We start from the raw sequence: 13,996 nt of genomic DNA on the forward strand, positions 1-13,996 counted from the left end.
TCCGCCATGGCCGACAGCACAGCCGCCACAAATGCCTCTCCCGCCGCATCCGGCGGGCCGGCCCTCGACGAGCTCATGCTCGCGATGGACGTGGTCGACACGCTTCGCCATCAGGAAGACGTCGCCGAGCGTGAGCTGGCGCAGGACGGGCGTGACGAGACCCTGAAAGAGCGTCTGCGCCGCCTCTATGAAAGTCAGGGCCTCGAAGTCTCCGACGCGATCCTCGACGAGGGCATCAAGGCGCTCAAGGAGAGCCGCTTCACCTACGAGCCGACGCCCTCCAGCTTCTCGCGCGTTCTTGCGGGGATGTGGGTGCGACGCAGCCTTTACGGCAAGCTGCTGGCGGCGCTGGTCGTGGTTCTGGCGCTCTGGGTCGGCTGGTCCTCCTGGCAGCGGCAGTCGGCACAGCAGGCGGCAGAGGCCGCTCGCATCGAACTGACCGAGACGCTGCCGAACGAGATCGCCTCGACCGCCAAGGCCGCGCTTTCGGAGGCGACGACGGACGAGGCGCGCCAGCGGATCACGAGCCTTCAGACCGACGCGCAGGCCGTGCTCTCCCGCTCGGATGCTGCAGCGGCAAAGGCGGCGCTGTCGGTCCTGCAGCAGGTCCGCGTCCAGATGGCCGAAGTCTACGACCTCAGGATCGTCTCGCGGCCGAATGAACAGAGCGGCGTCTACCGCATTCCCGACGTCAACACCGGCGCGCGGAATTATTACCTGATCGTCGAGGCGGTGACGCCGGACGGAAAGGTCCTTTCCGTGCCCATCCGCAGCGAGGAGGATGGCAAGACAACATCGGTGTCGAAGTGGGGCGTCCGCGTGCCGGAGGCGACTTACGAGGCGGTCCGCCGCGACAAGACGGACGATGGTATCCTCCAGAACGACATTGTCGGCACGAAGCCGCGCGGAGCCCTGCAGCCGGTCTACAGGATGGCTGTTTCGGGCGGCGCGATCACACAATGGTAGGGCAACGATGATCAGCGTTTTCGATGCCTTGAGTTCCATTGACCAGGCGAGCAAGGGTCTGCGCAGCGACGAGGACCGGCTTGACCGGATCATCGAGACCGCGACGGCAGAAATGGCCCGGCTGCGCGCCGAACAGGCCGATCTCTTCCGCCAGCTCGCCCGCATCCGGATGGATGCGCTGCGGCAGAACCATGTCATCGGCACGCTCGACGATGCCGAGCAGCGGGCCCTTGCCGCGATTGAAGAACAGAAGACCAAGCTGGAGGCGCTGGCCAAGCACCGCGAAACCGTGTCGGCCGGCCTTGCGAAGGCGCAGGAGGACCGGACTGCAAAGGCCAAGGCGGTCGTGGATGCGGCCGACGCCATTGCCGCTCTTACTGACGCGACCGAGAAGCGGATGGCGGGCGACGTCGACTGGCAGGCGCAAGCCGCGCATCTTTCCGGGGCCCAGGCCCGTGCGGAGGCTGCCGACACGAAGGCGGCCCAGTCCGAGGCCGACCGCGACGGGAAGTCGAAGCCCTATCTCGCCGATCCGCTCTTCGTCTACCTGTGGGGCCGTGGCTACGGCACCTCGGCCTACCGGGCCGGGCCGATTGTGCGCCTTGGCGACGGCTATGTGGCCAGGGTCGTCAACTACGAGCCGGCCCGGCGGAATTACTTCGGCCTGACGGAAATCCCGAAGCGGCTGCGCGATCACGCCGAGCGCCTGAAGGCGATGGTCGCCGAAGAAGACGCAAAGCTGGAGGCGCTGGAGCGCAAGGCTCTGGAAGACAACGGCATCGTGGCGCTGGAAAAAGCCCATGAGGATGCCGAGGCCGCCCTGCAGGAGACGGATCGCAGGGTCGCCGATCTGGAGCGCGAGAGTGCGGCGCTGGAGGAGGAGCGCACCGCCCTTCTCGGCGAGAGCGGCCCCTGGGGACAGTCGGGCGTCCTCAACGATCTGGCCAATTCCATGCAGCGCGAGGATCTGCGCGTTCTGTTGCGCGAGGCGCTCGATACGCCGAGCGAGGAGGACGAACGCATCGTCCGCCGGCTCCAGGCCATCGAGGGCGAGTTGGCTAAGCAGCAGAAGTCGGCCGAAGACGCGCGGCAGGCGACCGTCGCCCTGGCCCGCAAGAAGGCGGAACTTCAGCGCTCCCGCGAGGAAACCCGCCGCTACGAGCGGCAGGGCGGCGGCTTCAGCAACGAAAAGCTGATTGGCGATATCCTCGGCGGCATCATCGGCGGCGTCCTGTCGTCGCGGGAACTGCGCGATGCGCTGCGCAGCGGCTACCGGCAGGGCGGCAATCCCTTCAACCTTCCGACACGCCCGGGCGGCGGCGTCTTCGGCGGCTCGCGAGGCCCCACCAGACGCCCGCCATCGAGTGGCGGCGGCGGCTTCCGCACCGGCGGCGGCTTCTGAGGCGACGTCGCTCGAACGCGCGGCGTCAAAGTCGTGCAAGCGGCCCGCAATCGGAAGGCGGGCTCGATAGCACCCAGAGGATCGCGCCTAGAGCCCCTGCTGCAGGAACTGGTGGATCGCCTGGACGACGACGGAGCCTTCGCCGACGGCCGAGGCGACGCGCTTGACCGATCCGCCCCGCACGTCCCCGACGGCGAAGATGCCAGACCGGGACGTCGCATAGGGCGTCGTTGCCGGGCTTTTCACGCATTGGGCGCCGGTGTGGACGAAACCGTTGCGATCGAGATCGATGCACCCCTCCAGCCACTCCGTGTTGGGCGAGGCGCCGATCATCACGAAGAGGCCTCCGACCGGAACCTGCCTGGTTGCGCCGTTTTCGCGATCCATCCAGGTGACGCTTTCGAGCCGGTCTCCGCCGTCCAGCGCGGCGATCTCGCACGGGTGATGGACGGTGATCTGCGACGACCGCTCGATGCGCTGGACGAGATAGTCCGACATCGACGTGGCGATGCCGCGCCGGATCAGCATGTGGACGTGACGGCAGCTGCGCGAGAGAAAGACGGCTGCCTGTCCTGCCGAATTGCCGCCGCCGACCACGACGATGTCCTGGCCGGAACACACCTGCGCCTCCATCGCTGTCGCGGCATAATGAACGCCGTTGCCCTCGAAGCGGTCGTAATTCTCGGCGGAAAGACGGCGATAGCGGGCACCGGTCGCAATCACCACGGATCGGGCAAGGACGGACTGGCCGTCGTCCAGCGTGAGGCGATAGGGATAGACCGAGCAGTCGATGCCGGTGACGGAACGGGAAACGGAAAGCCGGGCACCGAACTTCTGCGCCTGGATATGCGCGCGGCCGGCCAGCGCCATGCCGGAGATGCCGGTCGGAAAGCCGAGATAATTCTCGATCTTCGACGAGGTGCCGGCCTGTCCGCCGGGCGCGAGCGGTTCCAGAACGATGGTCTTTAGCCCTTCGGAGGCCGCATAGACCGCGGCGGCGAGCCCGGCCGGCCCGGCCCCGGCAACGGCCACGTCATAGACGACGCCGGGCTCCGGCGGTTCCGAAATGCCGAGCGCATCGGCAAGCTGGCAGTTGCCCGGCTTCTTCAGGATGGAGCGGTCCGGCGCAACGACGATCGGTAGGTCGTCCTCGGTGATGCCGAGATCGCGCAGGAGATCGGCGGCGGTGGCGTCGCTGTCGGTGTCCACCATCTCGATGGGATAGACGTTCCGGCTCAGAAACCGCCTCAGGCGAAGAACCTCTGAATTTCCGCCCCGGCCGACGAGCAGGACACCGCCCCTGGAGTGGCGGATGAAGCCCACCCGGCGCAGGATATAGGCGCGGATGATGATCTCGCCGATATCGGGTTCGCCGACGAGAAAGGTGCGAAAGTCCGCATTGGCGATCCTGAGCAGCCGCGCTCCCGGCCGGGCGATGCCGCCGAGAAGAACCTTGCGCTGGTTGAAGAGGTTCTGCTCGCCGGTGAACTGGCCCTGCCCGTAGGCGTAGACGTTCGTTCGCCCGGTGCGAAAGTCGTCCGCGACGATGTCGACATGGCCATCGAGGACGAGAAAGAAATCGATATTGCGCTGTCCGCGTTCGAAGAGAACGGCCGGCTCGGAGAACGTCTCCTCGCGCCCGTAGGCAAGGGCGCGCTCGATCATTTCGTCGGAAAGGCGCGGAAAGGTCTGGGCTTCCCGCCGCCAGGGGTCGGTCGGATCATCGGCCATGGCCGCCATGCTGCTTGTGCCTCCCATCCGTGAAGACGCGGCGGCCGCGGGGATGCGGCCGCGCCGGTCGCTTACTGGTTCGTATCCCGCAACGTTTCGAACAGGAACCAGACGCGCTGCTCGCTCTCGTCGATCCAGTTCTCCAGCAGGCTCGCGGTGGCGACATCGCCATATTCGTCGCAAAGATCATGCATCGAACGCATGCTCGCGACCAGCGCCGCGTTGTCCTCGCGCAGTTCCGCGAGCATTTCGTGCGGGTGCACGAAGTCGGCGTCATTGTCCTTGATCCGCTGGCGGCGGGAAATGTCGCCGACCGACCTCAGCGTCGGCGCGCCGAGCTTGCGGGCCCGCTCCGCGAGAGGGTCGGTCATCGCGAGGATCTGGCCGCTCTGGTCATCGAGCAGGAGATGGTAGTCGCGGAAATGGGAGCCGGTCATGTGCCAGTGAAAATTCTTCGTCTTCATGTAGAGAGCGAAGATGTCGGCAAGCAGCACGGCGGCAGCCGCGCCGATGTCTCTGGTGGCATCGCCGCCGAGGCCGGTCGGGGTCTTGAGGTCGAAGGTTCTGCGGGTTTTGACGGTTTTGTCCATGAGTCTGGTCCTTTCGATCCGTGACGTCGGCGAGACCGTCGTCGGTGATCCGGCGTGAATACTGGGAGTGACGCGTCGGCGTCGTCTTGTCGGCAGCGCCTGCAGGTCGCCCGAGGTTTGTCCAACTCCCCTGGGCGTCTTCGCCGCGTCTGCGGACGCTGTCAGGCCGCCACCTTCGCCTCTTCTCCCGTATGCGCGACAAAGGCGAGCGCGATCAGAAGGGGCGGCAGGACGAAGCACCAGGTCGGCGAGGCGACATAGGCGAGGGCGCCCGCCGCGCATCCGAGCGCGAAGCTGACGAGCGCACCGGCGAAACGCTTCAGCCGGCCCTTCACCTCGCTGATGTGATCGGTGGCCGTGCCGGCGGCAAGGTCGGCAAGATCGATCATGATCTGCGTCGTCGTGCCGGTCATCAGCGTCGTCGGCGGCAGTTTGGCGAGATGCGCCCGGTGCAGGCCGTTCTGGATCGCCATTGCGGTCACGAGCGTCATGCCGATGGCAATGGCCGCCGGACTGTCGCCGTTCGACACGGGACCGTGGAAGAAGGCGGCAATTGCGGCGACGGTGAACAGCACCAGCTTCAGCGCGAGAAGCGTGGTGATGGCCTTCTGGCCTTCCAGCCCCAGCTTCAGCGAGAGGATGCGCGTCAGGAGGATCACGATGCAGAAGACGGGCAGGGCGAGCAGCTTGGCAATGACGCCGCTGGTTCCGAAGGCCAGGGCCGCACCCAGCGTCACGAAGTTGCCGGTGACATGGGCGGTGAAGAGGCCGGCAAGGGCGAGAAAGCCCATGGTGTCGACATAGCCGCCGTTGAAGCTCAGAAGCACGCCGAGAGAGGGTCTGGTCATCGAAGTTCCCCGTTCCGTGAGGCCGCAGGATGGTGCGCCGAAATGAGAGCGGGAGCGGGGGCGAAGACGCCCCCGCTCCGCACGGGTCGATCGTCGCGCTCCGTCCGGCGGAACGCGGTCAGGAAGGGTCAGCTCTGGATGAAGGCGAGCAGATCGGGGTTGATCACATCGGCATGGGTGGTCAGCATGCCGTGCGGGAAACCCTCGTAGACCTTGAGCGTGCCGTTCTTGAGGAGCTTGACCGAGAGAAGGGCGCTGTCGTCGATCGGCACGATCTGGTCGTCGTTGCCGTGCATGACAAGCGTCGGCACGGAGATCGCCTTCAGGTCCTCGGTCTGGTCGGTTTCCGAGAAGGCCTTGATGCCGTCGTAGTGGGCCTTGGCGCTGCCGATCATGCCCTGACGCCACCAGTTCTGGATGACGCCCGGATAGACCTTAGCGCCCTCGCGGTTGAAGCCGTAGAACGGCCCGGTGGGCACGTCGAGGAAGAACTGCGCACGGTTTGCGGCGAGCGCGGTGCGGAAGCCGTCGAACACCTCAAGCGGCAGGCCGCCGGGGTTGGACGCGGTCTTGACCATGATCGGCGGCACGGCGCTGACAAGCACGGCCTTGGCGACACGGCCCTGCGGTTCGCCGAACTTGGCGACGTAGCGGGCGACCTCACCGCCACCGGTGGAGTGACCGATGTGGACGGAATTCTTCAGGTCGAGGTGTTCGAACACGGCGGACGCGTCGGCCGCGTAATGGTCCATGTCATGACCGTCGGAGACCTGCGACGACCGGCCGTGGCCGCGGCGATCATGAGCAATGACGCGAAAGCCCTTGTTCACGAAGTAGAGCATCTGGGCGTCCCAGTCGTCGGACGACAACGGCCATCCGTGGTGGAACACGATCGGCTGGGCATCCTTGGGGCCCCAGTCCTTGTAGAAGATGTTGACGCCGTCCTTGGTGGTAACGAATGCACCTGACATGGTGTTGTCTCCTTCGATGTTGGTGGCGGCGACCGCGGCGACGGTCGGCAGGCCGATGGCAAGGGAAGCTGTGAGCGTCGCACTGCCGAGGAGGGCAGTCCGGCGGGTGATCGAGGCGGTCTCGATGGCAGTGCCCATCATGATTGATGTCCTTGTATGAATTGAGTGTGCAATTCAATTGATAGCAATTAAGTTGCACACAATAGATATTTCCGGATGGGGCGTGCTGTCAACCGCAATCGACGCCCTCTCGAAACCGTGATCGGGCGTGAACGCCCGTGAACTCCGATGATCCGGCCGCCGGTCGTTGGGGATGCTCCGTCCGACCGTCTTCTGTCTTTTCGCATCGCGGATCTTGGCGATCTTGTGGGTTCGTCCGGCCTTTTGAATGATCCCCGTCCGGATCGCCGGTGCCGATGTGGGCAGCGTCGAAGGATGACGACGGCGAACGCATTGGGGCGGGTGTCATCGCCCTGCGTCCGAGGCAGACCGCGCATTCCGTCGGGACAGATCCTGCCCGGCGACGAGCACGAAGGCGCCGGCGAGCCCAACGTGTTCGAAAAAGGCGTTCATCGCCATCGATCGCTCCAGGCCGGGCGGCAGTTCCCAGAATCGCAGGACGAGCGATGTTGCGGCGAGCGTGAAGCCGGCAAGCGCCAGCGCGCCGAACCAGCGCCAGTATCCCGTGAGGACGAGGGCTGACATGGCGAGTTCGAAAGCGATGACGACTGCGGCGAAGACGGGTGCCGGCGTCAGCCCGAAATGCTGCATCTCGGCGATGGCGCCGCTGAAATCCACCAGCTTGACGATGGGCCCCTGGATGTAGGCGGCGCAAAGCGCCAGCAAAGCCAGTTCGCCAGCAAAGGGCGCGGTCAGCACCCGTGCGGCCAACAGGCGGAGTGCGCCATCTTTCGCATCGGTGATCGGCGACGTTTCCATCTCTCAAACCGCCCAGCAGCTGCAGCCAAGCGCGCCGAAAAAGCCCTTGAGGTCGGAGATCGGCAGCGTCGAGGACCAGGCACCCGCATGGTCATGCCCATGCATGCCGCATGCAGAAGAGCATCCGCAGGACGTGATCGCGGTGCGGCGAAGCGAATGACGGCCGGCGCCCTCAGGCTCGCCCCAGGCACCGTAGCCGCCGAAGGTCCGCACCGGCGACCAGTCCGGCATCGCCGGCGGAACGCTGCTTTCATCGAGGTCGGCAAAGTCTCCCGCGCCATAGACCACCTTGCCGCCGACGACGGTGAGATCGGAGGTGAGGAAGGAAATCTCATCTTCGGCGCAGGCGAAGAAATCCTTGTCAGGGACCATGAGGTCGGCGAAGTGGCCCTTTTCGATGCAGCCCCGTTTGCCCTCCTCATTGGAGAACCAGGCGACCTTCTCGGTCCACATGCGCAGGGCCGTCTCGCGGTCGAGGCAATTGGCGCGCGGGTAAATCTGAAGGCCGCCCAGCGTGCGCCCGGTGATCATCCACGACAGCGAGACCCAGGGATTGTAGGAGGCAACGCGCGTGGCGTCGGTGCCGGCGGAGACGTGGACGCCTTTTTCCAGCATCTTGGCGATCGGCGGTGTCGCCTCGGCGGCGCCCCGGCCGTAGCGCTCGACGAAATATTCGCCCTGGTAGGCCATGCGGTGCTGGACGGCGATGCCGCCGCCGAGTGCTGCGATCCGGTCGATCGACCTGTCCGAGATCGTCTCGGCATGGTCGAAGAACCAGTTCAGCCCGGAAAGCGGAATGTCCTGGTTGACCGTCTCGAAAACGTCGAGCGCGCGGCTGATCGTCTCGTCATAGGTCGCGTGCAGCCGCCACGGCCATTTGTTTTCGGCGAGGATGCGGACGACCTCCTCGAGTTCGCCCTCCATCTCCGGCGCCATGTCCGGGCGCGGTTCGCGGAAATCCTCAAAATCGGCGGCGGAAAAGACCAGCATCTCACCGGCGCCGTTGTGGCGGAAATAGTCGGTCCCCTGCTTGTATTTGACGGAGGATGTCCATTTCAGGAAGTCCTCCTTTTCCTCTTTCGGCTTCTGCGTGAAGAGGTTGTAGGCAAGCCGCACGGTCATCAGGCCGTCGTCGGCAAGCTTCTGGATCACGGCATAGTCGTCCGGGTAGTTCTGGAAGCCGCCACCCGCATCGATGACACCGGTCACGCCCAGCCGGTTGAGCTCGCGCATGAAATGGCGGGTCGAGTTGACCTGATAGTCGAAGGGAAGCTTCGGTCCTTTGGCCAGCGTTGCGTAGAGAATGCCGGCGTTGGGCCGCGCCAGCAGCAGGCCGCTCGGGTTGCCGTTGGCATCGTGCACGATCTCGCCGCCCGGCGGGTTCGGCGTGTCCTTGGTGTAGCCGACGGCCCTGAGCGCCGCGCCGTTGAGCAGCGCCCGGTCATAAAGATGCAGCAGGAAGACCGGCGTGTCGGGCGCGACGGCGTCGATCTCGTCGAGCGTCGGCAGACGCCTCTCGGCGAACTGGTGCTCGGTGAAGCCGCCGACGACGCGCACCCATTGCGGCGCCGGCGTCACGGCGACCTGGCGCTTCAGCATGTCCATGGCGTCGGCCAGCGAGCGCACGCCGTCCCAGCGAAGCTCCATGTTGTAGTTGAGCCCGCCGCGGACGACGTGGGTGTGGTTGTCGAAGAGCCCCGGCAGGACGCGTTTGCCCTTGAGGTCGATTACCTTTGTGTCGGGACCGGCCAGCGCCATGATGTCCTTGTCGCCGCCGACGGCGAGAAAGGTGCCGTCCTTGATGGCGACGGCCGTGGCTGTCGGGTTGGAGCGGTCGAGCGTCGTGATGAGGCCGTGGTGCAGAATGACGTCGGCGGACATCGGCAGGTCTCCGAAAGGGGCAAGGACAGGAAGGCGGCGGTTTAGGCTCAGCCGCTCTGGTTCGGCGGCTGGTCCGTGGCCGGATCGGATCCGGTCGGCAGTTCTCCGAACACATGCGGCAGGCAGCGGCTGCTGAACCACGAAACGCTGATCTGTTCGCCCTCGAAGAGGCGTTTGGCGAGCGGAACGGCCTGTTCGCCGATCAGGATGCCGAGCAGGCCGACAAGCGCGACGACGGGCGGAGCCGGGGAGCGCACGTTGATCAGGCCGTAGATGGCGCCGACAAGCAGCCCGGCGCCGAGGGACAAGAGATAGATTTTCATGGGGCTCACCTTCCTGCCGGTGAAGAACCGTCCCGGTCGCTGATCGCGGCCGGGACGGAGGCGGCCTTGGGAGGGATCAGTGGCTTTCGGAAGCGCCGAACATGGTCTTGGCGTAGATGATGCCGAGGCCGTAGGCGCCGCCGTATTCCTTGGCGATGCCGGTCGTCATGTCGTAGGTCTCGGTGCGAGCCCAGTCGCGCTGCAACTCCAGCAGATACTGCAGCGAGGTCATCGGGCGCACGCCGGCGTGGATCATGCGCTGCATGGCACGCTCGTGCGCCTCGTCGGAGACGTCACCGCAGGCGTCGGCGATGACGTAGACCTCGAAGCCCTGATGCAGGGCGGACAGCGCCGGGCCGACGATGCACACGCTCGTCCAGAGGCCGCAAAGGACGACGCGGTCCTTGCCGATGCGGTTGACCTCGCCGATCACCGGGCCATCTTCCCAGGTGTTCATCGAGGTCCGGTCCAGCATGGCCTGACCCGGGAAGGCGTCCGTGATCTCGGTGAACATCGGACCGGAGAAGCTCTTCTCGGCGACGGTGGTCAGGATGGTCGGCACCTTGAAGCCGGCGGCGGAGCGCGCCACGAGGGCGGCGTTGTTGCGCAGGGCGACGGCGTCGATCGACTTGGTCGCAAAGGACATTTGCGACTGGAAGTCGATCATGATGAGCATGTGGTTGTCGGGAGCGATCAGGGCCTTGCCTGGAATCGGGCTCGCAGTCGGCATAGTGGGATTCCCTCGGTTCCGGTCGTGCGGCGCACGTGAACTGTCTGATGAGGCCTCGACTATGGCCTGCGCCCGGAAGCCCCTTCTTGTAGGGAAGTTCGCCCCGTTGTATTTTTACGTATCGGCCGCCGGGGCTTGGCGACGCCGGTCCCAGACGCCGACCTCAATCCCGATTGGCATCGCACGTCACACGGCTTCAGTCGCCGGGGCGCTGAACCGGGCTCAGGGAAAAAATTTCAAAAACAACAGGTTGATGGGTTTTCGCCGTCGCCCGGCATGAGGGCGGTTGATGGCTGGAAATCCGTCAGGAGATCCGCTCGCGCCGCCAGGCGCCGGGCGTCGTGCCGGTTGCCTTGGCAAATCCGCGCGTGAAGTGGCTTTGGTCCGAAAAGCCGCATTTCAGAGCAACGTCCTTGAGGGACATGGACGGTGCCATCAGCAGATCGCAGGCTCGCGCGATGCGCAATTGCGTCAGGAACTGATGCGGCGTTTGCCCGAAGGTGTCGCGAAACGCCTGCATGAAGGCGGCCGGCGCCATGCCGCAAGCCTCGGCCAGATCGGCGACCGACACATCCCCGCTCATGTTCGCCTGCAGCATGTCCTGCACCAGTGCCTTCTGGCGTGAGGAAAACATCCGGCGATGGCCGGGTGTTGCGACCGGGCCGTTTCCGTAGCGGGAAAGCAGGTGAATGCCGATCGCGACCGAAAGCTGGTCGACGAAGAGGGCGCTTCTGTCCATGGGGCCGATGGACGAGGAAAAGAGGGCGCCGAGCAGGCCGCCGAGCACGTCGTCCTTGCCAAGATCGGTCTGCCTGAGCTCGGTCACGCGTGCGGCATCGGCTTCATCGGCGATGCGCGACAGGCCGGGGTAGGTGACTTCGGCCAGGATGAAGTCGAACGTTCCGCCGAGATCCGCCTTGTACGAGTCGGAAAACGGGCGGACGTAGACGCCGTTGGCCTCGAAGTCATACTGCTCGGCGTGGTGTTCCCTGAAGATCCTCCGCCTGTGGCCGGCCTGGGTCGAAAGCCCGATCAGGAAGCCGCGGTCGGTCGCCGGCATGGTCACCTGTCCAGGTGCCCCTTGCAGGGACGACTTGTGGTGGAAGGTGATGTTGCGGCTGGCAACGGTCTGGTCGCGATCGAGCTTGCTCAGCGAACAGCCCAGCGAGTCCCGCTTCGGGGCGGCATCTGGATGTCTCGTTTGCGCAGGCACCGGCGTATTCCCTGGCAAGTCGACGAAAAACCTGAAGCAGTGATGGCAAAATCAGTGCGGCGGTCGCCCGATCTGAACGAGCGTCCGCCAGACAACGCGGTTGACCCGACCGAGAAAAAAGACCCTCCGACCGGACATGCGGTCGGCAGCTTTTTTGTCGGACGAATTAAAGCGTGAGGCGCCCGTCGATGCAAGTGATTCTACGGACCCGCATCAACGGCAGAGATGCTCCTCCGGGCCGGAGCCAGGCCAGTCGGCGCTTTCATCCATGCCGTAAAGCTGCCTGAAGCGTCCGGGCGTCTCGCCGGCGATGGCGGTGAAGACCCGGCTGAAGTGGCTCTGGTCTGAAAAGCCGCATATCAGCGCAATCTCGGCGAGGGGGATATCCTGCCTCAGCAGCGCCTTTGCTCTGGCGACCCGGTATTCCGTCAGCCACCTGTGGGGTGTGCGCCCGAAGCTTTCCTTGAAAGCCTTGATGAAATAGCTGCGCGACAGGTCGCACGCGTCGGCGAGCGTCGATATCGAAACCGGCTTGTCGAGATGGGCGACGAGAATGTCCGTCGCGCGCTTCTCCTGCCACCGGGCAAGGGTGCCTCGGCTCTGGGACGAGAAGTGCAGGCCGCCGTAGCTCTGCGTCAAATGCGTCAGCATCGCCAGGTTGATCTGCTCGACAAAGAGCATGTTGGCGGTTTCGGGCGCCTCGAGGGCCGGCAACAGGGCGCGGGCGAGCCCGAGCATCACGCCGTCGAGAACGTCGGTATGGCACGCGAGGCCCACATATTCAGGACGCCCGGCGTCCTTTGCGAAGGCCTCCAGACGGGCAAACGGAATTTTGAACTGGACCTCGTCGTAAGGCGAAAGGTGGCAGACGTCCCACTTCTGCCGCAGATCGGCAATCGCCAGCGCTCCCCGCTTGCACGGTCCCTTGCCGACAAGCCGCCCGTTGTTCCAGAGCTTGTGGTCGTCAAGACTGCGGAGTTGAACGGTAACCCCATAGGCGTCCGCGCGCGGCAGGGCGCGCTCCGACGCGCTCTCAGGACCGGCCCCGTGGGTCCGTGTGATCATGATGTCCGATGCACTGACCGAGAGAATGGTTTGCACGATCGCCGGCTGCTCCAATGCAATGCTTCCCTGCTGGTTCGAGGCCGTCCGGAGGGCCTTCCCGTCATGAAATGGCGAAGAAACATGATGTCTTCGCGACAGCACGTGTTTGTTGGTCGCCGCCTGCCGCTTCGAACGGCGAAGCCGGGGCGAAAGCGCGCCGGATCGCAAGAACGCTCTTCCGGAAGATCGGGGCGCCTCCCGCATCCTGCGGCAGGCGTCGACTGTAGCCCGATTCACCCGTCCCGGAAACCGGATCTGATCGGCGCAGTGTATTAAGTGACTGTTTTCGCGCAGCTCCTGCCTGTCTTCAATGAAGCCCATGATCCCCGGCGCTTGCGGGCATCCGGCCCGTTTCGCGCACGAATTCGCGTGTCATCGCCACCTTGTCGGCAAAGCCGCATCGCCGGGCGACGTCGTCGAGCGGCAAGGCCGCCTCGGCCAGCAGTCGGCGCGCGCGCCCGACGCGGTAGCGGATCAGCCAGCGGTGTGGCGTCACGCCGGTGACGGCCTTGAAGGCCCTCGTGAAAGGACCGGGCGCAAGGCCGATCGAAGCCGCGACATCGGCAATCTGAAGGTCGGAGGCGAAATGGCCGATGATGAAGTCCTTGGCGTCCTTTTCCTGCCAGATGGAAAGCGGTTCCCGTCCGCCGGCCCTCCTGTGCGCCTCGGCGTGACGTTGCAGGAGATGGGCGCAGATCGCGACGGCGACATGGCGCACCGTCATCCGGGCGATTTCGTCGGGGTCGTCGATGAGTGGCAGGAGAGACGCGGCCAGATTGCGCATGACATCGTCGTCGTCGCCTCGCCGGCATCTGAGCGCGGCCGGAGGCGGAGACTTCGGCAACTCGGTCACTTCCTCAAGCAGATCGTGCGGCAGGCAGAATGCGATCGAGTTGAGGTCGCTGTGAAGGCGGAACGAGGCGCCCTGGCTGAGGTCGATGATGCACAGGCTGCCCTCGCGAAAACGCCTGACCGGCGTCGTCGTGCCGTCGGCGGCAAGGTCGCAGTGATAGGCATCCTGCAGATAGAGCATCAGCAGGTAGGCGTTCATCGCGGGCAGGGAGAATTCGCGCCCGCTCGGGCCGTGATGCCGATACTGGAGACGGGTCATCGAGAATCCCGCGCCATCGAGCGGCCGCACGCAAAGGAAAGGCGCATTCGTCAGCCCGAAGAGCGGGCCGAAACAGTCTTCCATTGCTAGCTCGTCACGCAAATCGAACGTCCCGCAGTCATTGAGGTCCTGACGATCAAATGCCGGCCTGCTGCCCTGTTGGCCCGCCGGTCCGTGTGTCGCAGGG

The 13,996-nt window shown here is 65.2% G+C and carries 13 protein-coding genes; 2 read left to right on the forward strand and 11 right to left on the reverse strand.

The genetic code is table 11. The features are described 5' to 3' along the window. Window positions 1-6: 6 nt before the first annotated feature. Both HDIA_RS02235 and HDIA_RS02240 read left to right on the forward strand, forming a co-directional pair. Entirely contained in the window at window positions 7-966 is a 960-nt protein-coding gene (locus HDIA_RS02235; RefSeq protein WP_099553964.1) for a DUF6384 family protein, read from the forward strand. A gap of 7 nt (window positions 967-973) precedes the next feature. After that, window positions 974-2,368: a coiled-coil domain-containing protein gene (locus HDIA_RS02240; RefSeq protein ID WP_099553966.1), complete on the forward strand. Its 1,395-nt coding sequence runs from the start codon at window positions 974-976 to the stop codon at window positions 2,366-2,368. Window positions 2,369-2,455: 87 nt separating this feature from the next. Here the strand turns inward: HDIA_RS02240 and HDIA_RS02245 are convergent, their stop codons facing one another. The 11 genes from HDIA_RS02245 to HDIA_RS02295 all read right to left on the reverse strand — a co-directional run bounded on the left by HDIA_RS02245 (window position 2,456) and on the right by HDIA_RS02295 (window position 13,893). Beyond that, window positions 2,456-4,108, reverse strand: a complete 1,653-nt coding sequence (locus HDIA_RS02245; protein ID WP_197708087.1) for an FAD-dependent oxidoreductase — start codon at window positions 4,106-4,108, stop codon at window positions 2,456-2,458. A 62-nt stretch (window positions 4,109-4,170) separates the two neighbouring features. Next, on the reverse strand, window positions 4,171-4,689 hold the full coding sequence (locus tag HDIA_RS02250; protein ID WP_099553969.1) for a Dps family protein: 519 nt from the start codon (window positions 4,687-4,689) through the stop codon (window positions 4,171-4,173). A 161-nt stretch (window positions 4,690-4,850) separates the two neighbouring features. Then, window positions 4,851-5,537, reverse strand: a complete 687-nt coding sequence (locus HDIA_RS02255; protein WP_099553971.1) for a YoaK family protein — start codon at window positions 5,535-5,537, stop codon at window positions 4,851-4,853. A 128-nt stretch (window positions 5,538-5,665) separates the two neighbouring features. Next, a complete protein-coding gene (locus tag HDIA_RS02260) occupies window positions 5,666-6,508 on the reverse strand; it encodes an alpha/beta fold hydrolase (RefSeq protein WP_425432969.1) in 843 nt (280 codons plus the stop codon). A gap of 465 nt (window positions 6,509-6,973) precedes the next feature. Next, window positions 6,974-7,447: a DoxX family protein gene (locus HDIA_RS02265; RefSeq protein ID WP_099553975.1), complete on the reverse strand. Its 474-nt coding sequence runs from the start codon at window positions 7,445-7,447 to the stop codon at window positions 6,974-6,976. 3 nt (window positions 7,448-7,450) lie between these two features. Beyond that, window positions 7,451-9,328, reverse strand: a complete 1,878-nt coding sequence (locus HDIA_RS02270; RefSeq protein ID WP_099553977.1) for an amidohydrolase — start codon at window positions 9,326-9,328, stop codon at window positions 7,451-7,453. A 47-nt stretch (window positions 9,329-9,375) separates the two neighbouring features. Then, a complete protein-coding gene (locus tag HDIA_RS02275; RefSeq protein ID WP_099553979.1) occupies window positions 9,376-9,651 on the reverse strand; it encodes a XapX domain-containing protein in 276 nt (91 codons plus the stop codon). Window positions 9,652-9,727: 76 nt separating this feature from the next. Continuing rightward, window positions 9,728-10,381, reverse strand: a complete 654-nt coding sequence (locus HDIA_RS02280) for a hydrolase (RefSeq protein WP_099553981.1) — start codon at window positions 10,379-10,381, stop codon at window positions 9,728-9,730. A gap of 304 nt (window positions 10,382-10,685) precedes the next feature. Next, the gene (locus HDIA_RS02285) at window positions 10,686-11,594 is read right to left on the reverse strand and encodes a helix-turn-helix domain-containing protein (protein WP_099553983.1); all 909 of its coding nucleotides are present in this window, start codon (window positions 11,592-11,594) and stop codon (window positions 10,686-10,688) included. 213 nt (window positions 11,595-11,807) lie between these two features. Further along, window positions 11,808-13,019: a helix-turn-helix domain-containing protein gene (locus tag HDIA_RS02290; RefSeq protein ID WP_245884127.1), complete on the reverse strand. Its 1,212-nt coding sequence runs from the start codon at window positions 13,017-13,019 to the stop codon at window positions 11,808-11,810. Then, window positions 13,006-13,893 carry a helix-turn-helix domain-containing protein gene (locus HDIA_RS02295; RefSeq protein WP_099553985.1) on the reverse strand — a complete coding sequence of 296 codons (888 nt, stop codon included), beginning with the start codon at window positions 13,891-13,893 and terminating at the stop codon, window positions 13,006-13,008. The genes HDIA_RS02290 and HDIA_RS02295 overlap by 14 nt, the downstream gene beginning before the upstream one ends. Between the last annotated feature and the right edge of the window lie 103 nt (window positions 13,894-13,996).

Source organism: Hartmannibacter diazotrophicus, assembly GCF_900231165.1.
GTDB classification, from domain to species: domain Bacteria; phylum Pseudomonadota; class Alphaproteobacteria; order Rhizobiales; family Pleomorphomonadaceae; genus Hartmannibacter; species Hartmannibacter diazotrophicus.